The 22,354-nt window shown below is 70.9% G+C and carries 20 protein-coding genes; 14 read left to right on the forward strand and 6 right to left on the reverse strand.

Going from position 1 to position 22,354, the window contains the following annotated elements; all coding sequences use genetic code 11:
* Window positions 1-302: 302 nt before the first annotated feature.
* Window positions 303-1,121: a WecB/TagA/CpsF family glycosyltransferase gene (locus ACQP00_RS48905; RefSeq protein ID WP_433210791.1), complete on the reverse strand. Its 819-nt coding sequence runs from the start codon at window positions 1,119-1,121 to the stop codon at window positions 303-305.
* An 80-nt stretch (window positions 1,122-1,201) separates the two neighbouring features.
* Here ACQP00_RS48905 and ACQP00_RS48910 point away from each other — a divergent pair, with 80 nt between their 5' ends.
* The 5 genes from ACQP00_RS48910 (at window position 1,202) to ACQP00_RS48930 (ending at window position 6,482) form a co-directional block, all read left to right on the forward strand.
* Window positions 1,202-2,128, forward strand: a complete 927-nt coding sequence (locus tag ACQP00_RS48910) for a sulfotransferase (RefSeq protein WP_433210793.1) — start codon at window positions 1,202-1,204, stop codon at window positions 2,126-2,128.
* Window positions 2,125-3,054, forward strand: coding sequence for a glycosyltransferase family A protein (locus ACQP00_RS48915; RefSeq protein ID WP_433210795.1), 930 nt, complete (start codon window positions 2,125-2,127; stop codon window positions 3,052-3,054). Before ACQP00_RS48910 ends, ACQP00_RS48915 begins: the two co-directional genes overlap by 4 nt.
* 11 nt (window positions 3,055-3,065) lie before the next feature.
* Window positions 3,066-3,833 (forward strand): alpha/beta fold hydrolase, encoded by a 768-nt coding sequence (locus ACQP00_RS48920; protein ID WP_433210797.1) that lies wholly within the window; start codon window positions 3,066-3,068, stop codon window positions 3,831-3,833.
* Entirely contained in the window at window positions 3,830-5,029 is a 1,200-nt protein-coding gene (locus ACQP00_RS48925; RefSeq protein ID WP_433210799.1) for a hypothetical protein, read from the forward strand. The genes ACQP00_RS48920 and ACQP00_RS48925 overlap by 4 nt, the downstream gene beginning before the upstream one ends.
* Window positions 5,030-5,264: 235 nt before the next feature.
* The gene (locus ACQP00_RS48930) at window positions 5,265-6,482 is read left to right on the forward strand and encodes an NADP-dependent isocitrate dehydrogenase (RefSeq protein WP_433210801.1); all 1,218 of its coding nucleotides are present in this window, start codon (window positions 5,265-5,267) and stop codon (window positions 6,480-6,482) included.
* Between the two features lie 297 nt (window positions 6,483-6,779).
* On the opposite strand, the gene ACQP00_RS48935 is transcribed toward ACQP00_RS48930, so the two are convergent.
* Entirely contained in the window at window positions 6,780-7,193 is a 414-nt protein-coding gene (locus ACQP00_RS48935) for a hypothetical protein (protein WP_433210803.1), read from the reverse strand.
* A gap of 90 nt (window positions 7,194-7,283) precedes the next feature.
* Here ACQP00_RS48935 and ACQP00_RS48940 point away from each other — a divergent pair, with 90 nt between their 5' ends.
* Both ACQP00_RS48940 and ACQP00_RS48945 read left to right on the forward strand, forming a co-directional pair.
* Window positions 7,284-7,841, forward strand: coding sequence for a CGNR zinc finger domain-containing protein (locus ACQP00_RS48940; protein WP_433210805.1), 558 nt, complete (start codon window positions 7,284-7,286; stop codon window positions 7,839-7,841).
* Between the two features lie 32 nt (window positions 7,842-7,873).
* Window positions 7,874-9,436 (forward strand): hypothetical protein, encoded by a 1,563-nt coding sequence (locus ACQP00_RS48945; RefSeq protein ID WP_433210807.1) that lies wholly within the window; start codon window positions 7,874-7,876, stop codon window positions 9,434-9,436.
* A gap of 279 nt (window positions 9,437-9,715) precedes the next feature.
* Here the strand turns inward: ACQP00_RS48945 and ACQP00_RS48950 are convergent, their stop codons facing one another.
* A complete protein-coding gene (locus ACQP00_RS48950; protein ID WP_433210809.1) occupies window positions 9,716-10,318 on the reverse strand; it encodes a M23 family metallopeptidase in 603 nt (200 codons plus the stop codon).
* A 405-nt stretch (window positions 10,319-10,723) separates the two neighbouring features.
* Here ACQP00_RS48950 and ACQP00_RS48955 point away from each other — a divergent pair, with 405 nt between their 5' ends.
* From ACQP00_RS48955 to ACQP00_RS48970, 4 genes are all read left to right on the forward strand, one after another.
* Window positions 10,724-11,122 (forward strand): cobalamin B12-binding domain-containing protein, encoded by a 399-nt coding sequence (locus ACQP00_RS48955; protein WP_433210811.1) that lies wholly within the window; start codon window positions 10,724-10,726, stop codon window positions 11,120-11,122.
* A 397-nt stretch (window positions 11,123-11,519) separates the two neighbouring features.
* Entirely contained in the window at window positions 11,520-12,695 is a 1,176-nt protein-coding gene (gene sucC, locus ACQP00_RS48960; RefSeq protein ID WP_433210813.1) for an ADP-forming succinate--CoA ligase subunit beta, read from the forward strand.
* A gap of 5 nt (window positions 12,696-12,700) precedes the next feature.
* Window positions 12,701-13,588, forward strand: coding sequence for a succinate--CoA ligase subunit alpha (gene sucD / locus ACQP00_RS48965; RefSeq protein ID WP_433210815.1), 888 nt, complete (start codon window positions 12,701-12,703; stop codon window positions 13,586-13,588).
* A gap of 72 nt (window positions 13,589-13,660) precedes the next feature.
* Complete coding sequence (locus tag ACQP00_RS48970; protein WP_433210817.1) at window positions 13,661-14,968, forward strand: cell division protein PerM; 1,308 nt, start codon at window positions 13,661-13,663, stop codon at window positions 14,966-14,968.
* A 35-nt stretch (window positions 14,969-15,003) separates the two neighbouring features.
* On the opposite strand, the gene ACQP00_RS48975 is transcribed toward ACQP00_RS48970, so the two are convergent.
* Window positions 15,004-15,618: a DUF4190 domain-containing protein gene (locus ACQP00_RS48975; RefSeq protein ID WP_433210819.1), complete on the reverse strand. Its 615-nt coding sequence runs from the start codon at window positions 15,616-15,618 to the stop codon at window positions 15,004-15,006.
* A gap of 230 nt (window positions 15,619-15,848) precedes the next feature.
* Here ACQP00_RS48975 and purN point away from each other — a divergent pair, with 230 nt between their 5' ends.
* Together purN and purH are read left to right on the forward strand one after the other, a co-directional pair.
* On the forward strand, window positions 15,849-16,460 hold the full coding sequence (gene purN / locus ACQP00_RS48980; RefSeq protein WP_433210821.1) for a phosphoribosylglycinamide formyltransferase: 612 nt from the start codon (window positions 15,849-15,851) through the stop codon (window positions 16,458-16,460).
* The gene (purH, locus tag ACQP00_RS48985; protein WP_433210823.1) at window positions 16,453-17,988 is read left to right on the forward strand and encodes a bifunctional phosphoribosylaminoimidazolecarboxamide formyltransferase/IMP cyclohydrolase; all 1,536 of its coding nucleotides are present in this window, start codon (window positions 16,453-16,455) and stop codon (window positions 17,986-17,988) included. The genes purN and purH overlap by 8 nt, the downstream gene beginning before the upstream one ends.
* Before the next feature lie 18 nt (window positions 17,989-18,006).
* Here the strand turns inward: purH and ACQP00_RS48990 are convergent, their stop codons facing one another.
* Complete coding sequence (locus ACQP00_RS48990) at window positions 18,007-18,912, reverse strand: hypothetical protein (protein WP_433210825.1); 906 nt, start codon at window positions 18,910-18,912, stop codon at window positions 18,007-18,009.
* A gap of 31 nt (window positions 18,913-18,943) precedes the next feature.
* Between ACQP00_RS48990 and ACQP00_RS48995 the strand changes: the two genes are divergently transcribed.
* Window positions 18,944-19,816 (forward strand): bifunctional methylenetetrahydrofolate dehydrogenase/methenyltetrahydrofolate cyclohydrolase, encoded by an 873-nt coding sequence (locus tag ACQP00_RS48995; RefSeq protein WP_433210827.1) that lies wholly within the window; start codon window positions 18,944-18,946, stop codon window positions 19,814-19,816.
* Between the two features lie 95 nt (window positions 19,817-19,911).
* On the opposite strand, the gene pcrA is transcribed toward ACQP00_RS48995, so the two are convergent.
* On the reverse strand, window positions 19,912-22,320 hold the full coding sequence (pcrA, locus tag ACQP00_RS49000; RefSeq protein WP_433210829.1) for a DNA helicase PcrA: 2,409 nt from the start codon (window positions 22,318-22,320) through the stop codon (window positions 19,912-19,914).
* Window positions 22,321-22,354: the final 34 nt, after the last annotated feature.

The raw sequence follows: 22,354 nt of genomic DNA on the forward strand, positions 1-22,354 counted from the left end.
GTGGTGATCAACTAAAAGATCGATTAGGACGCATCGGATAAGCTAGAGGGGTAAAAAGGAAGGGCCGCCCACGGGGGCAGACCATGCCTCCACGGTTTCGGGTTCCACTTGCCGGGTGGTGCAGCGACCGGGGCTTCCACGCTTTCCGGGTCTCACGCGCGCGGCGTGCCGGGTCTCCACGCTTTTCGGGGCTCGCGCGCGGTATACCGGGCGGCGGGTGAGCCGGGTCTCCACGCTTTTCGGGGCTCACGCGCGCAGCGTGCCGGGCGGCGGGTGAGCCGGGTCTCCACGCTTTTCGGGGCTCAGGCGCGGTGGGCCGGGCGGCGGGTGAGCCGGTGGTGCAGCGACCTGGCTAGCAGCGCCGCGGCGAACGGGGCGTCCTCGCGCAGGTAGCGCCGGGCCAGTCGGCGTGGTTCCCGGGCCAGCCGGTCGAGCCACTCCAGGCCGGCCTTCTGCAGCGCCGGCCGGGCCCGCTGGACGTCGCCGGCCACGAAGTTCACCGCCGCGCCGCAGCCCAGGAACCAGGTGGCGGGCAGTGCCTCTCGCAGCCGTGCGATGAGGTGCTCCTGGCGGGGGAAGCCGATCCCGACGTACACCATCTGCGGTTGGGCCTTGACGACCCGGGCGCAGACCGAACGCAGCGCGCGCGGGTTGCGGTCGAAGCCGAACGGCGGGCAGTGTGCGCCGGCGATGCGCAGGCCGGGGCACTGCGCCGCGAGGCGGTCGGCGGCCCGGTGTGCTCCGTCGCGTTCGCCCGGGTTCTCGGCCGGCGTGCCGCCGAGCACGAACACGCTGCCGCGGCGGCTCGCCAGGCCCTGGGACAGTGACCAGATCAGGTCCGAGCCCGCCACCCGCGCGGGGAGCGCGCGGCCGGCCAGCCGGGCCGCCCACACCAGCGGCGCGCCGTCGGCCACCACGAGATCGGCCGCGCTGAGCTGCGCGCGCAGCGTCTCGTCGCGCGCCACCTGACGCAGGATGTCGACGTTCGGCGTGACGATCCAGCCGCCCCGGCCCCGGTCGAGGGCCGCGAGCACGCGCGCCACCACCTCGTCCTCGGTCAACGGGTCGATCGCCAGTCCACCCACGGGGACCCGCCGGGTGTGGGAGTAGCTGCGCAGCATCGTTCGTCCGCAATTCCTCGTTAGACCTCACAGATGCCAGCGAAACTGGCATATCTACCAAAACGACCAAGGAGGACGCTTTGGTACGCGTTCTGTTCCTCGGGGGGCTGGGTCGCAGCGGCACCACGCTGCTCGAACGCCTGCTGGGAGAACTGCCCGGCGTGTGTCCGCTCGGGGAGGTGGTGCACCTCTGGGAGCGCGACATCGCCGGCGACGAGCGCTGCGCCTGCGGCGACCACTTCTCCGACTGCGGCTTCTGGCAGGCCGTCGGCGAGAAGGCGTTCGGCGGCTGGCAGCACGTCGACGTGTGGCGCGTCCTCGCGCTCCGGCACGCCGTCGAGCGCACGCGGCACATTCCGCGGCTGGCCAGCGTGCGGATGAGCCCGGCCCATCGGCTGCTGGTCGAGGAGTACGCCGACTGGTACGCCCGGCTGTACGAGGCCGCCGCGATCGTCTCCGGCGCCGACGTGCTCGTCGACTCCTCCAAGCACGCCGCGCTCGCCTACTGCCTGCGGTTCGCGCCGAGCATCGACCTGCGGGTCGTGCACATGGTCCGGGACAGCCGCGGTGTCGCCTATTCGTGGACGAAGAAGGTCACGCGGCCGGAGACGGACAACGCCGAGGAGATGACCCGGTACTCCCCCGGCCGCTCGGCGCTGCTGTGGAACGCGCACAACGTGGCGTTCTCGGCCCTGCACCGCTGTGGCGTGCCGGTGCAGCGGGTGCGGTACGAGGAGCTGCTCGACAAACCCGAGGAGACGCTGCGCGAGCTGTCCCGCTTCATCGACATCCGGCCGGGCGGGCTGCCCTTCCTGCAGGACGGCGTGGCCACGCTCGGCGCGTGCCACAGCGCGGCCGGCAACCCGATGCGCTTCACGGTCGGGCCGGTGCCGCTGCGCCGCGACGATGCCTGGCGCACGGCCCTGCCCCACCGGCAGCGACGGGTCGTCAGTGCGCTGACCGCGCCGCTGCTCGGCGCCTACGGCTACCGCGGGGAGGCCCGATGACCACCACCGGCGGGCACTGGCCGAGCGTCGGCGTCATCATCCCCACCCGCAACCGGCCGGAGCTGCTGCGCCGCGCGGTCGCCGGGATCGTGGCCCAGGACTACCCGGGCCCGGTCCGCACCATCGTGATCTTCGACCAGCACGACCCCGACGCGAATCTGTGCCGCGGCGGGGATCGGCCACTGGACGTACTGCCGAATCTTCGGAAGCCTGGATTGGCCGGCGCGCGCAACACGGGCATCGTCGCGCTCGACACCGACCTGGTGGCGTTCTGCGACGACGACGACGTGTGGCTGCCGGCCAAGCTGCGCCGCCAGGTCCATGCGCTGCAGCAGCGCCCGCAGGCCGAGTTCTGCACGTCGGCGATCGAGGTCGAGTTCGCCGACCGGCTCACCCCGCGGCTGGCCGGCGCCTCGCTGGTCGGGCTGGACGACCTGGTCCGGTCGCGGATGGCGATGCTGCACTCGTCGACGTTTCTGGTACGCCGGGCCGCGTTCGCCGACGACGAGATGGGCCTGGTCGCCGAGGACGCGCCGGGCAGCCAGAACGAGGACTGGGACCTGCTGCTGCGCGCGGCCAAGCGCGGCGAGATCGTGCACGTCGACGACCCGCTCGTGCGCGTGTTGTGGGGGCGGACCTCGATGTTCGCGTACGAGTACGCGACGAAGATGGCCTCGCTGCGCTGGATGATGGGCCGCCACCCCGAGATCGCCAACTCCACTACGGGAGCCGGCCGCGTGTACGGCCAGCTGGCCTGCTGGTCCGCCGCCACCGGCGATCGGCGCGAGGCCTGGCACTGGACCAAGGCCGCGATGCGGTCGAACTGGCGCGAGCCCCGGGCGGCGATCGCGATCGCGGCGGTCACCGGCATGGTGAAGGTCGAAAGCGTCCTCGGGGCCCTCCACCGAAGAGGCCACGGCATCTAGGCTTCTGCCCCATGAGGCTTCACGTTCGCGTGCACGGCGACGGCCTCGCGGGGACGCCGTTCCTGCTGGTGCACGGGCTGTCGTCGAACGCCCGGCTGTGGGACGGGGTGGCCGCGCACCTCGTCGCCGCGGGCCATCCTGTGCGCGCGGTCGACCTGCGCTCGCACGGGGAGTCGCCGAGCCCGCCGGACGGCTACGACACCGCGACCGCCGCTGCTGATCTGGCTGGTCTGCTTGCCGATTTCGGTCGGGCGCCGAGCATTGTGGCCGGGCAGTCGTGGGGTGGGAACGTCGCCGTACACCTGGCGGCTCTTCATCCTGAGCACGTGCGGGCCGTGGCGCTGGTCGACGGCGGCTGGATCAACCTGGCCGCGCAGTTCCGGGACTGGGCGGCGTGCGAGGAGCGGCTGCGGCCGCCGGACGTGACCGGGCTGAGCGCGACTTCGCTGCGCTCGCGGCTGCGGGCGGCGCATCCCGACTGGGAACCGTGGGCGATCGAGGCGACGGTGTTCAACCTGGTCGTGCACCCCGACGATTCGTTGTCGCGGCGGCTGCCGATTCCCGCGCACATGCGGATCGTGCGCAGCATGTGGGACGACCCGCCGCAGCCGTACTACCCGCGCATCGGCGTGCCGGTCCTGGCCATTCCGGCCGGTTCGCACACGCCGGATCTGGGCGGGCTGCGGGATGTGCGGGTCCGGGCGTACCCGGGTGCCGATCATGACGTGCACGCCCAGCATCCGGCCGCCGTCGCCGCCGACCTGCTGAGCCTCGCATGACGGGCCTGCTGGTCATCATGGGCTCCGGCGAGACGGCGCCGACGATGGTCAAGCCGCACCGGGAGATCTTCAAGCGGTGCGGGGACCGGCCGGCGGTGCTGCTCGACACGCCGTACGGCTTCCAGGAGAACGCCGACGACATCTCGGCCAAGGCGGTCAAGTACTTCGCCGACAGCACCGGCCGCCGGCTCGCGGTCGTCGAGTGGCGCACCACGCCCGCGCCGGGGCTGCCCCTGGAGCGCGCGCTGAGCGGCCTGCGCGGGGCCGGTTGGCTGTTCGCGGGCCCGGGCAGCCCGACCTATGCCCTGCGTCAATGGGCAGAAACGCCGATCCCGGGTGTACTGGCCGAGGTTCTCGAAGCCGGCGGTGTGGTGTGCTTCGCCTCGGCGGCGGCCCTGACGCTCGGATCGCACACGATCCCGGTGTACGAGATCTACAAGGCCGGCGTCGACCCGCACTGGGTGCCGGGCCTGGATCTGTTCCACCGGATGACCGGGCTGCCCGCCGTGATCATCCCGCACTACGACAACACCGAGGGCGGGCACCACGACACCCGCTTCTGCTACCTGGGCGAACGCCGCCTTGCGCTGCTCGAGCCGCTGCTCCCGGCCGACGCGTTCATCATCGGCATCGACGAGCACACGGCGGGGTTGTTCGACCTTGCCGCCGGTACCGTCGAAATCGTCGGCAACGGCGGCCTGACCCTCCGCCGCGGCGGCGCCTCGCAACGCTGGCCCGCGGGCACGACCTTGCCGTTCTCGGTGTTTTCCTCGTCGTTCACGGCTGGGATTTCCTCGTCTCCCGTCGTGGCCTCGCTCGATCCGCCGCCGCTCACGTCGTTGGCCGCGTCGACCTTGGAGACGACGGCCCGCTTCGAACGGTGTTTCGAGGCCCGCGACCCGGACGGCTGCGTGGCGGCGGCACTCGACCTGGAGCAGGCGCTGCAGGACTGGATCGCGGACACGGACGTCTCCGACGAGCGCGAGCAGGCCCGGGCGGCGCTGCGCTCGATGCTCGTGCGGCTGGGCTCGTTCGCGGGGCCGGATCGCTTTGCGCCTCTGGTCTCCGCCCTGGTGGAGCTGCGCACTGCGGCTCGTTCGGGGCGTGACTTCGCCTTGAGCGACTTGCTGCGGGACGTCTTGGCCTCGGTGGGTGTTTCGATTCAGGACACTCCTGCGGGCACTTTGTGGGTTTGACGATAAGTCGGGCGCTTCGCGCCGCGACTTATCGGACATATCACGATTTTTGGCCATCTCCATCGGGTGGCTTCGATTTTCGCTGCTCAGCCGGTCTTTTGTGCGGCCCGGGGGTCGAGTCGGGGGTTTGGCCGAGGATGCAGTACGCTCGTACTGCTAAGCGAGGATTCAGCGAGGACTGCCCCGCGGCGGCGGAGACCCCCCGTTGAGGCAGCGCGAGAGGAGCGCCCGGCCGATGGCGAAGATCAAGGTAAACAACCCTGTCGTCGAGCTCGACGGCGACGAGATGACCCGGATCATCTGGAAGCAGATCCGCGAGCAGCTGGTCCTGCCCTACCTCGACGTCGATCTGAAGTACTACGACCTGTCGATCGAGTACCGCGACCAGACCGACGACCAGGTCACGATCGACGCCGCGAACGCCATCAAGCAGTACGGCGTGGGCGTCAAGTGCGCGACGATCACCCCCGACGAGGCGCGCGTCGAGGAGTTCTCGCTCAAGAAGATGTGGCGCTCGCCGAACGGCACCATCCGCAACATCCTCGGCGGCGTGGTCTTCCGCGAGCCGATCATCATGTCCAACGTCCCGCGGCTCGTCCCCGGCTGGACCAAGCCGATCATCATCGGCCGTCACGCCCACGGCGACCAGTACAAGGCCACCGACTTCGTCGTCCCCGGCCCGGGCAAGGTCACCGTCACGTACACCCCGGCCGACGGCAGCGCCCCGATGGAGTTCGAGGTCGCGAACTTCCCCGGCGGCGGCGTGGCCATGGGCATGTACAACTACGACGACTCGATCCGCGACTTCGCCCGCGCGTCGTTCCGCTACGGCCTCGACCGCGGCTACCCGGTGTACCTGTCGACCAAGAACACGATCCTCAAGGCGTACGACGGTCGCTTCAAGGACCTGTTCGCCGAGGTCTTCGAGACCGAGTTCAAGGACGAGTTCGCCAAGGCCGGCATCACCTACGAGCACCGCCTCATCGACGACATGGTCGCCGCCGCGCTGAAGTGGGAGGGCGGCTTCGTGTGGGCCGCCAAGAACTACGACGGCGACGTGCAGTCTGACACGGTCGCCCAGGGCTTCGGCTCGCTCGGCCTCATGACCAGCGTCCTCATGACCCCCGACGGCAAGACCGTCGAGGCCGAGGCGGCGCACGGCACGGTCACCCGGCACTACCGCCAGTGGCAGAAGGGCGAGAAGACCTCGACGAACCCGATCGCGTCCATCTTCGCCTGGACGCGCGGCCTCGCCCACCGCGGCAAGGTCGACGGCACCCCCGAGGTCACCAACTTCGCCAACACCCTCGAGCAGGTCTGCATCGACACCGTCGAGGGCGGCCAGATGACGAAGGACCTGGCCCTCCTGATCTCGCGCGACGCCCCGTGGCTGACCACGGACGAGTTCATGAACGCGCTGGACCAGAACCTCGCGAAGCGCCTGAGCGCCTGACACGAGCGCACAGCACCGCCGGCCCCGCTCGGAGCCCCACAAGGGTTCCCGAGCGGGGCCGGCCCCTTTTCCGCGGCCTTTGCGCCGCGCATGACCGCGGAAAACAGGCCGTCGCGCTCCATGCGGGCCACGGTTCGGCTCACGACGGGCCACCCTGCTGCGTGCACCGCAATTCGAGCGCGCTCGAGGCGACGCCCTACTTGCTCCGGACACCTCCCGGTACGCCTGGCGGCCCCTGCACCCTGACAACCACCGGCAGTAGCGCGGTCCCCCGGCGAGCAGGGCGGCCTCCCCGGTTCAGGAGGCCAGGACGCCGATCCCGAGGCTCAACGCCCCCGCCGCCAGACACAACGCCCCGATCCACACCAGCACGACCGCCCCGTTGGCGGTCGTCCGGTCCTTCCCGGCCGACGAGGCGAAGAACCCGCCCGGCATCAGGATCGCCGCCGCCAGAATCCCGATCCGGCCCAGCCACCCCAGCACCCCGTCGAGCCCTGCCAGGTCCGCGTAGAGGATGCCGACCAGCCCCAGCGTGACCAGCACCCCGGCGTGCGCGTGGCCCGCCCGGGCGAAGTTCTGCTGGAACGGCGTCATCGGCACCGACCCGCGCACGATCCGGGTGAGGAAGTATCCACCGAATTCGATGGTGACGATCGAGAGCAGCGCCACGCCGGCCACGTAGCGGCTCACGTCGGTGAACTCGAACTGCATGTTCAGGCCTCCCCGTCACTGCCTTGATACGCTATGACAGTGACGATAGACCGCCCCGGCATCACTGGTCAAGCCGCAATAGACAGTTACGTGGCGGCATGGATCGATCTGTGCGTGGCGATCGTCAACGACCTGGTCGTCGAGGTACGGCAGGGGCGCCGGGTGCCCGCCGACGCCGGGCTGGCCGACGCGTTCGCCGAACTGGCCGACAACGTGCTCACCGAGGACTTCGAGATCTCCTCGGCGGACGTCGACGATCTGGCCTCGGTGGCCCGGCGGCTGCACATCGCGATCGAGACGTGCATCGCGGGCGACCTGCTGACCGCCGCGTTCGCGTTGAATACGGTGCTGGCGGAGTTCGGCGCGGTACCAAATCTGCATGCGGCGGCCGGTGAAGTGCCGCACCTGGCCTTCCACGCGGCGGACGCGCCGATCGTGGACGCCTGGGCCGCCGAATCCGCCACCGCGCTGGCGTTTCTGATCGGCACCCGGCAGACGCATCGGCTCGGGCAGTGCTCGGCCGACGCCTGCGACGCCTTCTACCTCGACTCGACGAAGAACGCGTCGCGCCGCTTCTGCTCGCTCGCGTGCCAGAACCGGGCGAAGTCGGCGGCGTACCGGCAGAAGCGCCGCGAGCAGGCCGGATGAAAACTGTCGTACCCACCCGTCATCCTGTCCTCGTGAACCTCATCGCACGCGCAGCAGGCGTCGTCATCCTCGGCCTCGGCGTCATCGCCACCGTCGCCGGCCTCGCCCTGCCGTGGACGATGGCCGGCAGCAGGCATCCCGACCTGGTCACCGTGGCCGGCATCGGGTTCCTGGGGCCCATCCTCACCGGGCTCTGCATCCTGTACGGGCGAACCGAGCCCCGCCGATCCCGCCTGATCTCGATCGTCGCCGGGGTGGCCGCCGCGGCCGCGACGGTGATCGCGGTGGCCCTCGCCCGCCTGGTCGAGCCGAGCGCGGGAATCGGCCTCGGCGGCCCCGTCACGGTGGTGGGCGCCGCCGCCCTGGTCCTGGGCTGGCTGGTGCTGGTCGTGACCGGCGTGGGCCTCCTGCCGAGCGCGAGCTGGCGGCGCTGGGCCCCGGTCGGCGCCGTCGCCGTGGTCCTGTCCCTGGTCGGCGGCTACGCGATCTCCTGGGCGCGCGAGGGACGGTTCGTGGACGCCACGACCGCCGGGTCGGCTCCGGCACCACAGACGCAGACCTGGCCGCTCAGCCTTTCCGGTGTACAGCTTGTCGGCGTACACAAGGACCTCGCCATCATTCGCGGCGTCGACGGCATCCGCGCGCTGTGGCTCGGCAGCGGGACACCGGCGTGGCAGTACCTGCGCTCCGATCTGCCCAGTCAGGCCGCCGGGCTGGTGGACGGCCAGGTCGTGATCGCCTTCGGTACCGACGACGGCGTGCTCGTCACCGCCCTGGACGCGGCGACGGGGGCGGAGCGGTTCTCCAAGCGGTACCAGTCGGGCAGGATCGCGACGGTCCACGCCGCCGGTCGCACGGCCGTCCTGTCGGGAACCGGCGGTGGGGCCGGCGACCTGCTCGGCATCGACGCCCACGACGGCACCCAGCGCTGGCGCTGGACCCCGGCCCGGGGCGGCGCCGCCTGCGACGTGACCGACGTGGCGGGCTCGCCGCAGACCGTGGCCGTGGCCCTGCGCTGCCGGGCCCAGGGCGTCGACGACGTCGCCGTCGGGCTCGCCACCGAGACGGGCGGCGAGCGGTGGTCGTGGCACGCCATCCAGCGGGGCACCGCCGAGCTCAAGATCCTGCCCGTCGGCACCGGCTTCGTCACCCTGACGGGCACGGCTCCGCAGCGGGCGACGTACATGGACGCCGAGAACGGCTCGGTGGGGGCCCACCATGACGCTCCGGGCACGCTGCCGCTGGCGGTCGGCGCGAGCGTCGTGTACGCCGATCCCGGGTCCGCTCAGGCGCGGCTCGCGTCCGTCGAGGCGCAGACCGGCAAGGTGCAGTGGAATGTGACGCTGGCCGGTCTGAGCGGCTATCAGCCGATGGCCTCGACGACGGCGGACGGGCGCGTGTATGTCCTGTGGCGGAACACGGCTGGGGCGCTGCGGCTGCTGACGGCCTCGACCAATGACGGCTCTACCACTGAGGAGCGGGCGATCGCGTGCAATACCCGCTGTCCGGAGGCGATGGTTGCGGCGGCGAATGGGCGTGCGGTGGTGGGGACTCGGGAGGAGAAGGCGGTGGAGATGTATTTGAGCGCTGTGTGAGGCGGTGGGCCGGGCGGGGCCGGGGGCCGGGGGGCCGGGGGGGGCCGGGGGGGAGAGGTTAGGGAAGAGCGCGCACCACTGAGACGAAGCGAAATGGAGATGGTTCGAAAGACCGGGCGTTGGGCCTGCTTGGTGAGACGTGTAGAGGGCGCAGCATGGAGACGCCGTACGAGAGACCTTGCAGAGAAAACCTCCCAAAGACCTCGCTGAGAAGACCCGTAGAGAAGGCCTCGCAGAGAAAACCTTGCAGAGAGCGGGAAAAGCTCTACCTGCGGGGGGCTATGAGTAGATCGCTTCGGTGTGTTTTTGGATGTCTACGCCGTGTTTGCGCATGAAGGACAGCGGTTCGACCGGGCGGTCGTTCTCGCGGACCTCGAAGTGCAGGTGCGAGCCGAACGAGTGGCCGGTGTTGCCGACCAGGGCCAGGCGGTCGCCGGCCTTGACCTGTTGGCCTTCCTTGCAGAGGAGCTTGGAGGCGTGGCCGTACACGGTCACGATGCCGTCGCCGTGGTCGATCATGACGTTGTTGCCGTAGCCGGCGTTCCAGCGGCACAGGATCACTCGGCCCGCTGCTGCGGCGGTGAAGGGAGTGCCCTGTGCGGCGCCCAGGTCGACGCCCGGGTGCAGGCGGCCCCAGCGTTCGCCGTAGAACGACGTCAGGGTGTATTTGTGCAGGGGGAGCATCCAGACGTCCGGGGCGGGCTGGTTGGCCGTCGAGACGGTGGTGCCGTGCAGGTCGGCTCGGCTTGCCCGGTCGCCGGAGCGGGTGGTGATGTCGTCGTAGCTGCCCGCGGACTCCATGGTCAGGCCGTCGGTGTGGGACTCCAGGGTGGTCGCGGTGCCCAGCGCCACGACGCCCGAGGCGACCAGGGCCGTCGTCACCACGGCCAGGAAACGGCTTCTGGGGCTTTCCAGGCGTCGGCGGCCGCGGTAGTTCGCGCGCTCGGTTGCTGAAGGCAACGCGGGAACCTCCGGGTCCGGGGCCGAAATCAATTCGACGAATTGTGAATATGGATCGAGAATGGGCGAAACCGAACGCTACGGTAGTCATGCCCGAATCGTCCGCACAAGCCATTCCGCGCGCCGCGCCGGGATTTTGCCCGTCGGAATGGTTGTGCGTAACCGCATTCCCACGCGGTCGTTGGCGGCGAGAACACCGCGAAACCACACGTGGGGCACGAACCGCGGGTCGGCGGCCGAGGTGCGGTACCTTCGGGCTGAGGGCTCCCGCGACTGGCAGGAGCTCCCCCCAGTGGCCGCCACGAACGGCCGGGAAGGACCGTGAGGATGAGCGCGCGGACCCGCGTCGTCATCGCCAAGCCTGGCCTCGACGGACATGACCGAGGCGTCAAGATCGTCGCTCGTGCGCTGCGGGATGCCGGTATGGAGGTCATCTACACCGGGCTGCATCAGACGCCTGAGCAGATCGTGGAGACCGCCATCCAGGAGGACGCCGACGCGGTCGGGCTGTCCGTCCTGTCGGGTGCGCACATGACCCTGTTCCGCCGGGTGATCGAGCTGCTGGCCGAGCGGGGCGCCGCCGACGTCACCGTGTTCGGGGGCGGCATCATTCCCGACGAGGACCTGCCCGAGCTGGAGCGGCTCGGGGTCGCCGCCATCTTCACGCCGGGCGCCACGACGCAGTCGATCGTCGAATGGGCGCAGAAGAACCTGGCCGCCGCCTGACCCAAAAAGCACCGAAAGCACCAACGGACGCCAATGCCTGCGGCGACGAGCCTGGGCTTCGTCAAAAAAGAAAAGGGCGAGGGGCCGGACGCACCCCTCACACGTCCGGCCCCTCTATCGCACGATGCCCCGCCGCCACCCCTCGACCGACAGGGCATCGGCCGTTTTGGTGCCGGCCTCGCCTTCGGGTTTTCCCCGTGGGCGGGCCGACACTGCTCTCAACGACGCGTCCCGGCGGTGGTTACGCGCGGAGGTGCTTGTCCCCCGGAAGTGAAAGTGGAATGGGGCACATCAAAGACCCGCGCGGTGCTGGAGGGTGACGGCCTGGTTAGGCTGCGAAGCGTTGAGCCGTCCTCGCGATGGGGCAGGCGGCACGGTTGACGGAACGGGACCAACTGTGGACCTGTACGAGTACCAGGGGCGCGCCCTCTTCGCCAAGCACGGGCTTCCCGTGCTGGGCGGCGGTGTCGCCGAGACCCCTGACGAGGCCCGGGCGATCGCCGAAGAACTCGGCGGCCGGGTCGTCATCAAAGCCCAGGTGAAGGTCGGCGGCCGCGGCAAGGCCGGTGGCGTGAAGCTCGCGGAGGGCGCCGACGAGGCCACCGCGCACGCGACCAACATCCTCGGCATGGACATCAAGGGCCACACGGTCCACAAGGTGATGGTCACCACGACGGCCGACATCGCCGAGGAGTACTACTTCTCGTACCTGCTCGACCGGGCGAACCGCACGTTCCTGTGCATCGCCAGCGTCGCCGGCGGCATGGAGATCGAGACCGTCGCGCACGACGCGCCCGAGAAGGTGGCCAAGGTCGCCATCGATGCGGCCAAGGGCGTCGACGAGGCGCTCGCGCGGCAGATCGTCGAGCAGGCCAAGTTCCCGGCCGAGGTGGCCGACCAGGTCGTCGCCATCGCGGTCAAGCTGTGGCAGGCGTTCGTCGCCGAGGACGCCACCCTGGTCGAGGTGAACCCGCTGGCCAAGACGACCGACGGAACCGTGCTGTGCCTGGACGCCAAGGTCACGCTGGACGCCAACGCCGACTTCCGCCAGCCCGAGCACGAGGAGCTGGAGGACAAGGCGGCGGCCGACCCGCTGGAGCAGGCGGCCAAGGAGAAGAACCTCAACTACGTGAAGCTCGACGGCAACGTCGGCATCATCGGCAACGGCGCGGGCCTGGTCATGTCGACCCTCGACGTCGTCGCCTACGCGGGCGAGGGGCTCGGCAGCAAGCCGGCCAACTTCCTCGACATCGGCGGTGGCGCCAGCGCCCAGGTCATGGCCAACGGCCTGGAGATCGTGCTGGGCGACCCCGACGTCAAGAGCGTCTTCGTCAACGTCTTCGGCGGCATCACCGCCTGCGACGCGGTCGCCAACGGCATCGTGCAGGCGCTGCAGCTGCTCAAGGACCGCGGCGAGGCCGTCACCAAGCCGCTCGTGGTCCGCCTCGACGGCAACAACGCCGAAGAGGGTCGCCGCATCCTCGACGAGGCCGCCAACCCGCTGATCGAGCGGGTGGACACGATGGACGGCGCGGCCCGCCGGGCCGCCGAGCTCGCAGCGAGTGGGGTGTAACGACCATGGCGGTATGGCTGACCGAGTCCAGCAAGGTCATCGTCCAGGGCATGACCGGCGCCGAGGGCTCCAAGCACACCCGGCGCATGCTCGCCGCGGGCACTGACATCGTCGGCGGCGTGAACCCGCGCAAGGCGGGCCAGCAGGTCGACTTCGACGGCACCAAGCTGCCGGTGTTCGCCAACGTCAAGGAGGCGATGGAGCAGACGGGCGCCGACACCAGCGTCATCTTCGTCCCGCCGGCCTTCACCAAGGCGGCCGCGATCGAGGCGATCGACGCGCGGATCCCGCTCGCCGTGGTCATCACCGAGGGCGTGCCGGTGCACGACACCGCGTACTTCTGGGCGCACGCCCAGGCCACCGGCAACGCGACGCGGATCATCGGCCCGAACTGCCCCGGCATCGCGAGCCCCGGCAAGTCCAACGCCGGCATCATCCCGGCCGACATCTCCGGCCCCGGCAAGATCGGCCTGGTGAGCAAGTCGGGCACCTTGACGTACCAGATGATGTATGAACTTCGGGACATCGGCTTCTCGACCGCCATCGGCATCGGCGGCGACCCGGTCATCGGCACCACGCACATCGACGCCCTCGCGGCGTTCGAGGCCGACCCGGAGACCGCGGCGATCGTCATGATCGGCGAGATCGGCGGCGACGCCGAGGAGCGGGCCGCGGACTTCATCAAGTCCAACGTGCGCAAGCCGGTCGTCGGCTACATCGCGGGCTTCACCGCCCCGCCCGGCAAGACCATGGGCCACGCCGGCGCGATCATCTCGGGCTCGGCGGGCACCGCGGACGCCAAGAAGCTCGCGCTCGAGGCGGCCGGCGTCGCGGTCGGCAAGACCCCGACCGAGACGGCCAACCTCATGCGGGACATCGTCACCGCCCTCTAAACAAAAGACCGCGCAGGTCCGGACGGCCGGGGTTAGTGACCGGCCGTCCGGTCTTTGGCAGAGTAAAAGGCGATGCCGACCACCCCTACCCCCGAGGACCCGGAAGAGGGGGCGCAGACCCGGCTCGCCGACCGCGAGACCGTCAAGCTGCCGATCCAGCGGCGCGCGGTGCGTGGGAAGAGCCCCGCCAAGCGCCCGGCTCGCCGTGCCCCCCTCGCCCTCGCCGCGGTGGTCAACTCCCTCTGGGCCGCGCTGGTTTCCCTGGTACCGACCCTGCTCCTCGTCTGGGGCGTGTTCGCCTCCGACAGCTCCGGCACCTCACTCGGGGAGACGCTGCGGCTCGGTCTGGCGGGGTGGGTGCTCGCGCACTGGGTACCGCTGCAGACCGGAATCGGCCCGATCAGCCTGGCGCCCCTGGGGCTCACCGCCGTCGCCGCGTGGCGGGTCTACCGCGCCGGGGTGCACACGGCCCGCGCGATCGGCGCCCGCGCGCATCACAAACGCCTGCCGTGGTCCCCGTGGCCGGCCGCGCGCGCCGGTCTCGCGATCGGCATCGTGTACAGCGGCCTCGGCACCCTCGCCGCCGCGCTCGCCACCCACAAGGGCGTCGACGTGTCCACGGTCCGCGCGGCGCTCACGTTCGGCGGCTTCGGCCTGGTCGCGGGCTCGCTGGGGGCGTTCGCGGAGGCCCGCGGCATCGCCCGGCTGGCCGCCCACACGCCGCGGGTGCTGCGCGACGCCGTGCGCACCGGGCTCGTCGCCGCCCTGCTCGTGCTCGGGGCCGGCGCCGCCACGACGGGCATGGCGGTCGCGGTCAGCGGCGGCGACGCGAGCCAGATCATCGACGACTATCACACGGGCATCGCCGGGCAGATCGGGCTGGTGATCGTGTGCGGGTTCTTCGCCCCGGACGTGACCGTGTGGGCCGCCAGCTACCTGGTCGGGCCGGGGTTCACGATCGGCTCGGAGACCTTCATCAGTGCGGCGCACGTGAGCGTGGGGAACCTGCCCGCGGTACCGCTGCTGGCCGGTCTTCCCTCGACGCCGGCCACCGGGTACGCGCCGCTGCTGCTCGGCCTGCCCCTGCTCGCGGCCCTGATCGCGGGCTGGCTGCTGGCCCGGCGGTCGCTGCGCAGCGATCCCGAGCGCTCGTGGTTCCCGCTGCTCGGGGCGGCGGCCCTGGCCGGGCCGGTGGCGGGCGTGCTGCTGGCCCTGGTGAGCGCCGCGGCCGGCGGATCGCTCGGCGCGGACGGGCTGGCCGACATCGGGCCGCACGCGGGCGCCGTCGGCTTCGTCGCCATGTTCATGATCGCGATCGGCACGCTGCTGTCGACCGCCGCGACCAAACTCGCCCTGCGCGCGAAAAAGGCGCGCGAGTAAACACTCGCGCGCCTTTCACGACGAACCGGGAGGGATCAGATCCCGCCGTACGAGGTGGTCAGGTTGAGCGTCAGCGACAGGATGAGCAGGATCACCCAGAGGCCGACGGCCACGCCACCGCAGATGAGACCGGTCAGCGCCTGGCTGCGGTTGTTCGCGAGGCCCTGCTTGACCTTGTTCATGCCGAGGTAGCTGACGATCACCGCGGCGATACCCAGCGGCAGGCCGATGTTGAAGCAGCACAGCAGCGGGATGGCCGCGATGCCCAGGATCATGCCGACCAGGCCCAGCGTGTTCTGCGGCTGCGCGGGCGCGCCGTAGCCCTGCTGGTAGCCGCCCTGCGGGTAGGCCCCGCCCGAGGTCGGGTAGGCGCCACCCGAGGTGGGGTAGGCCCCGCCCGAGGTCGGGTACGGCGTGCCGGAGACCGGCGGCTGCTGCGCGTACGGGTCCTGGTACGCCGGCTGCTGCGGCTGCGCGTACGGGTCCTGGTACGCGGGCTGCTGCGGCTGCGCGTAGGGGTCCTGGTACCCGGGCTGCTGCTGGGGCTGGCCGTACTGGGGCTGCTGGCCGCCGTACTGCGGCTGCTGACCGTATGGATCCTGGTTGGGCTGCTGCCCGTACGGATCCTGGCCCGGTGGTGGGTAGCCCATGACTGATGGCTCCTAAAACTGGGGACTATCGCTTCGTGGTGGTTGCACCAGGGTAGTCCCGAGGGGATACGGAACCCCGGCAGCCTACTTGCCCCGATCAACTCTGCGCAGCGCTAAACGGGTGGAGTATCGATAACTGGACCACAGAAGCCTGGCAATTGTCCAGAATCATCCGAATTGCCGTCCGACCCGCCGCTGAGCAGGGGCGACCTGGCCGATAGAGTTTCGTGGTGACATCTCGGCTTGTCGTGCTCGTGTCCGGTTCCGGGTCCAACCTGCAGGCCCTGCTCGACGCGGCCGCCGACCCGGCCTACGGCGCCGAGGTGGTCGGGGTCGGCGCGGACCGCCCCGGCATCGAGGGTCTTGCGCGTGCGGAGCGTAGCGGCGTGCCCACGTTCGTCGCGCGGGTCGCCGACTTTCCGACCCGGGACGGCTGGGACGCGGCGCTGCTGGCCGAGTGCTCCCGGTTCAAGCCGGACCTGATCGTCTCCGCCGGCTTCATGAAGCTGGTCGGGCCGCGGTTCCTCGGGGAGTACGAGGGACGCTATGTGAACACCCACAACGCCCTGCTCCCGGCGTTCCCCGGCACGCACGGGCCCCGCGACGCGCTCGCCTACGGCGTGAAGCTCGCCGGCGCCACGCTGCACTTCGTCGACAGCGGCGTCGACACCGGGGCCATCATCGCGCAGGTCGCGGTGCCCGTCCTGGACGACGACACCGAGGACACGCTGCTGGAGCGGATCAAAGTGGCCGAGCGCCGCCAGCTGGTCGACACGGTCGGGCGGATGGTGCGCGACGGCTGGACCGTCAACGAACGAAAGGTCAGGCTGGGCCGTGGCTAACCGCCGTCCCATCAGGCGCGCGCTCATCAGCGTCTACGACAAGACCGGTCTCGAGGAGCTCGCGCGCGCCCTGGCCGGCGCCGGCGTCGAGCTGGTCTCGACCGGTTCCACCGCCGGGCGCATCGAGGCCCTCGGCCTGCCGGTCACCCGGGTCGAGCAGCTCACCGGCTTCCCGGAGACGCTGGACGGGCGGGTCAAGACGCTGCACCCGAAGGTGCACGCCGGGCTGCTGGCCGACCTGCGCCTGGAGGCCCACGCGGCCCAGCTCGCGGAGCTCGGGATCGAGCCGTTCGAGCTGCTCGTGTCCAACCTCTACCCGTTCACCGACACGGTCGCGTCGGGCGCCTCCGACGACGAGTGCGTCGAGCAGATCGACATCGGCGGGCCGGCCATGGTGCGGGCCGCGGCCAAGAACTTCCCCAGCGTCGCCGTCGTCACGTCGCCGGCTTCCTACGATTCGGTACTGCAAGCAGTCACCGACGGCGGCTTCACCCTCGACGAGCGGCGCGCCCTGGCCGGGCAGGCCTTCGCGCACATCGCGGAGTACGACGTGGCGGTGGCGGCCTGGTTCGCCCGCGACGACCAGCGGTTCGCGGGCACGGCGCTGCGCCACTCGGCGACCCTGCGCTACGGCGAGAACCCGCACCAGCCCGCCGCGCTCTACGCCGACCCGGCCGCCGCACCCGGCCTGGCCCAGGCCGAGCAGCTCGGCGGCAAGGAGATGTCGTACAACAACTACGTCGACGCCGACGCCGCCTGGCGCGCCGCCCACGACTTCGCCGAGCCCTGCGTCGCGGTCATCAAGCACGCCAACCCGTGCGGCATCGCGATCGGCGCGGACGTCGCCGAGGCGCACCGCAAGGCGCACGCCTGCGACCCGGTCAGCGCGTACGGCGGCGTGATCGCGGTCAACGCCCCGGTCACCACGGACCTGGCCAAGCAGATCAGCGAGATCTTCACCGAGGTCGTGGTGGCCCCGGCGTACGAGCCGGACGCGCTCGAGCTGCTCACCGCCAAGCGCAATCTGCGGATCCTGCGCGCACCGGCCTGGACCCCGGATCCGGTCGAGCGGCGGCAGATTTCCGGAGGCGTACTGGTACAAGCGGCGGATCGAATCGACGCGGATGGTGACGCTTTCGAGAACTGGAGGCTCGTCACCGGCACCGCCGCCGACGAGGAGACCCGGCGCGACCTGGTCTTCGCGTGGCGGGCCGTGCGGTCGGTGAAGTCCAACGCGATCCTGCTCGCCTCCGACGGGGCGACGGTGGGCGTCGGCATGGGCCAGGTCAACCGGGTCGACTCGGTGCGCCTGGCGATCAGCCGGGCCGGCGAGGAGCGGGTCACCGGCTCGGTCTGCGCCTCCGACGCGTTCTTCCCGTTCCCGGACGGCCCCGAGGCGCTGATCGCGGCGGGCGTCAAGGCGATCGTGCAGCCCGGCGGCTCGATCCGCGACGACCAGGTCATCGCGGCGGCCGAGGCGGCCGGCGTGACCATGTACTTCACCGGCACCCGGCACTTCTTCCACTGAGGTTGCGCCGGCCCCCGCTTACGGCAGCGTGACGGGGGCCGGCACCTTGGCCCCGAAGTACGTGGCCACCGCGTCGCTCACCGCGTGCGCGCCCTTCTCCAGGGTGCCGCCGGGCTTCTGCTCGTACATGGCGGCCACGACGTACCGCTCGCCGTCGCCCGCGAAGCCGACCGTGTGCGTGACCCAGACGTTCTTGCCGTCGACCGGCTTCTCGGCCCAGCCGTCCTTGTTCCCCGGCTTCAGCGCCGACCCGGCCGCCCAGACGCCCCAGCGCTGGTTGCTCGCCACCTTGCGCAGCGTGGTCACCAGATAGGTCCGGCCCGCCGGGTCCAGCTTCTCCAGCACATAGCTCATGAGGTTCTGCAGGTCCTCGGCGCTGCACTCCAAATTGCGCCAGAAGGTTTCGTACCCGCTGATGACCTTGAGCCCGCCCATCCCATAGGCCGACTTGAACCGATCGAGCATGCCCGGCCCGTCGTACTTGTTCCACAGCGCCGTGGCGGCGTCGTTGTCGGAGTTGATCAGCGCCTTGTCGAGGTTGGCCTTGTCCGCCGAGCCGAGCGTGATCTCCTTGGCCTGCTGCCGTTCGAGCAGATCGGTGGCGATCGCTAGCTTGATCGTCGACGCGGTCCAAGTCGTCGCCTTGGTGTCCCCGGCGCTCCAGGTCTGCCCGGTCTGCCGGTCCCGCACGATGATCCCGAACGTCCCGGACTGCTTCTGGACGAACGCCGTCGTCTTGTCCTTCGCACCCTGGGCCTGGGCGGCCGGTGCGCTCTTGTCCTGCAGCCCGGCCGCGCCGCCGTCGACCTGGCGACCCTGACTCGCCGCCGCCGACGGGGCGAACGGCCGCGGTGTCGCGTCGTCGCCGCAGCCCGCCAGGACGGACAGGGTGAGGAGGGCGACAAGGCCGCGCCGGAGCAGCACGCCCTGCACTCTAATGGCAGGATCGGGTTCCGTGACGGCAACGATTCTCGACGGTAAGGCGACGGCCACCGCCATAAAGGACGAGCTGCGCGCCCGGGTGGCGGCCCTGACGGCCCGGGGCATCACCCCCGGCCTGGGCACGGTGCTGGTCGGCGACGATCCGGGCTCGCACGCGTACGTGGCCGGCAAGCACCGCGACTGCGCCGAGGTCGGCATCGCCTCGATCCGCCGCGACCTGCCCGCGACGGCCACCCAGGCCGAGGTGGAGGCCGTGGTCGCGGAGCTCAACGCCGACCCGGCCTGCACGGGGTACATCGTGCAGCTCCCCCTCCCCGCCGGCCTCGACGAGCAGCGCATCCTGGAGCTCATCGACCCCGACAAGGACGCCGACGGCCTGCACCCCACAAACCTCGGCCGGCTCGTCCTGAACATCCCGGGCCCGCTCCCCTGCACCCCGCACGGCATCGTGCAGCTCCTTCGCCGCTACGACGTGCCGATCAACGGGGCCGAGGTCACCGCGATCGGCCGCGGCACCACGGCGGGGCGACCGCTGGGCCTGATATTCACCCGCAAGACGGAGAACGCCACGGTGACGCTGTGCCACACCGGCACCCGCGACCTGGCCGCCCACACCCGCAACGCCGACATCGTGATCGTGGCCGCCGGCTCGGCCGGACTGCTCACCGCGGACATGGTCAAGCCGGGCGCCGCCGTCCTCGACGTGGGCGTGACCCGTGTGGTGGACGAGACCACCGGCAAGGCGCGCCTCGTCGGCGACGTGGCGCCCGACGTGGCCGAGGTGGCTGGCTTCCTGGCCCCGATGCCCGGCGGCGTCGGCCCGATGACCCGCGCCATGCTCCTGGCCAACGTCGTCGACCTGGCCGAACGCAAGCAGACCGCCTGATCCCATCGCCACGGCGCGGCGGCTTGGCCAGCAGCGCCCGACATATCGCAGCCTGGACTGCCCCGCGCCAGTCGACGCCGGCGCGGGGCCGGGCGTCAGATCTTGTCGAGCGAAGCGTGCCGCAGGACGATCCACATCACCTGGTCGCCGAAGTCGATCTGGGCCTGGGCGCGCGGGCCGGCGCCCTCGACCGCCAGCACGCGGCCGAGGCCGTAGCGCTGGTGGTTGACCCGGTCCCCGACGGCGAGTGAGGGCACGTCGCGCTGCAGCTCGCTCGCCGTCGACAGCTTCGAGGCGTCCAGGCCGAGCTTGGCCGCCAGCTGGGCCGCTTTCGGGGTGTTGCCGACGAAGGACGAGGTGCGGGACTGGGTCGCGCCCGAGGAGCGGCCGCCGACGCCGGCGCGGCCCGACCAGCTCGTGTACGACGCCTCGGTCCGCTCCCACCGCACCAGCTCCGGCGGCAGCTCCTCCAGGAAGCGCGACGGCGGGTTGTAGGAGGGCGCGCCCCACGCCGAGCGGGTCACCGCGCGGGAGATGTAGAGCCGCTGCCGGGCCCGGGTGATGCCCACGTAGGCCAGGCGGCGCTCCTCCTCCAGCTCCTTGCGGTCGCTCATCGCGCGCTGGTGCGGGAAGACGCTGTCCTCCAGGCCGGTGAGGAACACGACCGGGAACTCGAGGCCCTTGGCGGTGTGCAGGGTCATGAGCGTCACGACGCCGGTGTGGTCGGGGTCGTCGGACGGGATCTGGTCCGCGTCGGCGACCAGCGAGACCTGCTCCAGGAACCCGGCGACGCTCGGCGCCGGCGCGGCGGTCGCGTCGCCCTGCTCGGCGGCGACGACCACGGTGGCCTCGGCGCGCTCGGTGTACTCCCGGGCCACGCTCACCAGCTCCTGCAGGTTCTCGACGCGGCCGGCCTCCTGCGGGTCGGTGCTCTCCTCGATCTCGGCGAGGTAGCCGGAGCGCTCCAGCGCGGCCTCCAGCACCTCCTCGGGCAGCGCGGTCTCGGCCATCGTGCGCAGCTCATCGAGCAGGGCCACGAAGTCGCCGATCGCGTTGACCGCGCGGGTCGAGATGCCCGGCGCCTCGCTCGCCCGGCGCAGGGCCGCGCCGAACGAGATCCGGTCACGGCTCGCGAGCGCCTCGATGCAGGCCTCGGCCCGGTCGCCGATGCCGCGGCGCGGGGTGTTGAGCACCCGGCGGACGCTGACCGTGTCGTCCTCGTTGACCACCGCGCGCAGGTAGGCCAGCGCGTCGCGGACCTCCTTGCGCTCGTAGAAGCGCACCCCGCCGACGACCTTGTACGGCAGGCCGAAGCGGATGAACATCTCCTCGAACACGCGGGACTGCGCGTTGGTCCGGTAGAACACGGCCACGTCGGCCGGGCGCACGCCCTCGCGGTCGGAGAGCCGGTCGATCTCGCGGGCGACCCAGTCGGCCTCGGCGTGCTCGGTGTCGGCCACGTAGCCGACGATCTGCTCGCCCTCGCCCTGGTCGCTCCACAGCCGCTTGGGCTTGCGATCGGTGTTGCGCCCGATCACGGAGTTGGCCGCGGACAGGATGGTCTGGGTGGAGCGGTAGTTCTGCTCCAGCAGGATCGTGTGCGCGTTGGGGTAGTCGCGCTCGAACTCCAGGATGTTGCGGATCGTGGCGCCGCGGAACGCGTAGATCGACTGGTCGGCGTCGCCCACCACGCACAGCTCGCCGGTGCTGCCGACGAGCTCCTTCACCAGCATGTACTGCGCGTGGTTGGTGTCCTGATACTCGTCAACGAGCACGTGGCGGAAGCGCCGCCGGTAGCTCTCGGCGACCTCCGGGTGGCTCTGCAGCAGGTGGACGACCTTCATGATCAGATCGTCGAAGTCGAGCGCGTGCGCCTCGGTCAACCGCTGCTGGTACAGCGTGTAGGCCTCGGCCAGGGTCCGCTCGGCCGGGCCCTTGGCGGTGCCGGCGAACGTCTCCGGGTCGACGAGCTCGTTCTTGAGGTTCGACACCTGGGTGGCCAGGCCCCGGGCCGGATAGCGCTTCGGGTCGAGGTCGAGCTCCCGCGCGACGAGCTGCATGAGGCGGCGCGAGTCGTCGGCGTCGTAGATCGAGAACGTCGACTTGAGCCCGGCGTGGTCGTGCTCGGCGCGCAGGATGCGCACGCAGGCCGAGTGGAAGGTGGACACCCACATCAGCCGGGCGCGGTTGCCCACCAGCTTGGCGACCCGCTCCTTCATCTCGCCGGCGGCCTTGTTGGTGAACGTGATCGCGATGATCTCGCCCGGATGCACGTGCCGCTCGCCCAGCAGGTAGGCGATGCGGCTGGTGAGCACCTTCGTCTTGCCGGACCCGGCGCCGGCCACGATGAGCAGGGGCTGCCCCTCGTGCGTCACCGCGTCGCGCTGGGGGCCGTTGAGCCCGTCCAGCAGGTCGCGCCTGGGTGCCTTGGGTGGCGTTGACTGCGCCGCCGGGGCCTCGGGCTGCGGCGGGCGGGACTGGGGTACTTCGAAGAGAGCATGCATCGCAGGGGCGACTCTACGCCGACCCACCGACACT

Source organism: Dactylosporangium sp. CS-047395 (genome assembly GCF_050942185.1).
Classification (GTDB): Bacteria; Actinomycetota; Actinomycetes; order Mycobacteriales; family Micromonosporaceae; genus Dactylosporangium.

Coding starts and splice junctions, on each gene's coding strand:
- ACQP00_RS48925 (WP_433210799.1), top strand. CDS start 3,830: ATGACGGGCCTGCTGGTCATCATGGGCTCCGGCGAGACGGCGCCGACG.
- sucD (WP_433210815.1), top strand. CDS start 12,701: ATGGCGGTATGGCTGACCGAGTCCAGCAAGGTCATCGTCCAGGGCATG.
- ACQP00_RS48935 (WP_433210803.1), bottom strand. CDS start 7,193: ATGCAGTTCGAGTTCACCGACGTGAGCCGCTACGTGGCCGGCGTGGCG.
- ACQP00_RS48920 (WP_433210797.1), top strand. CDS start 3,066: ATGAGGCTTCACGTTCGCGTGCACGGCGACGGCCTCGCGGGGACGCCG.
- ACQP00_RS48975 (WP_433210819.1), bottom strand. CDS start 15,618: ATGGGCTACCCACCACCGGGCCAGGATCCGTACGGGCAGCAGCCCAAC.
- ACQP00_RS48930 (WP_433210801.1), top strand. CDS start 5,265: ATGGCGAAGATCAAGGTAAACAACCCTGTCGTCGAGCTCGACGGCGAC.
- ACQP00_RS48955 (WP_433210811.1), top strand. CDS start 10,724: ATGAGCGCGCGGACCCGCGTCGTCATCGCCAAGCCTGGCCTCGACGGA.
- ACQP00_RS48970 (WP_433210817.1), top strand. CDS start 13,661: ATGCCGACCACCCCTACCCCCGAGGACCCGGAAGAGGGGGCGCAGACC.
- pcrA (WP_433210829.1), bottom strand. CDS start 22,320: ATGCATGCTCTCTTCGAAGTACCCCAGTCCCGCCCGCCGCAGCCCGAG.
- ACQP00_RS48905 (WP_433210791.1), bottom strand. CDS start 1,121: ATGCTGCGCAGCTACTCCCACACCCGGCGGGTCCCCGTGGGTGGACTG.
- ACQP00_RS48915 (WP_433210795.1), top strand. CDS start 2,125: ATGACCACCACCGGCGGGCACTGGCCGAGCGTCGGCGTCATCATCCCC.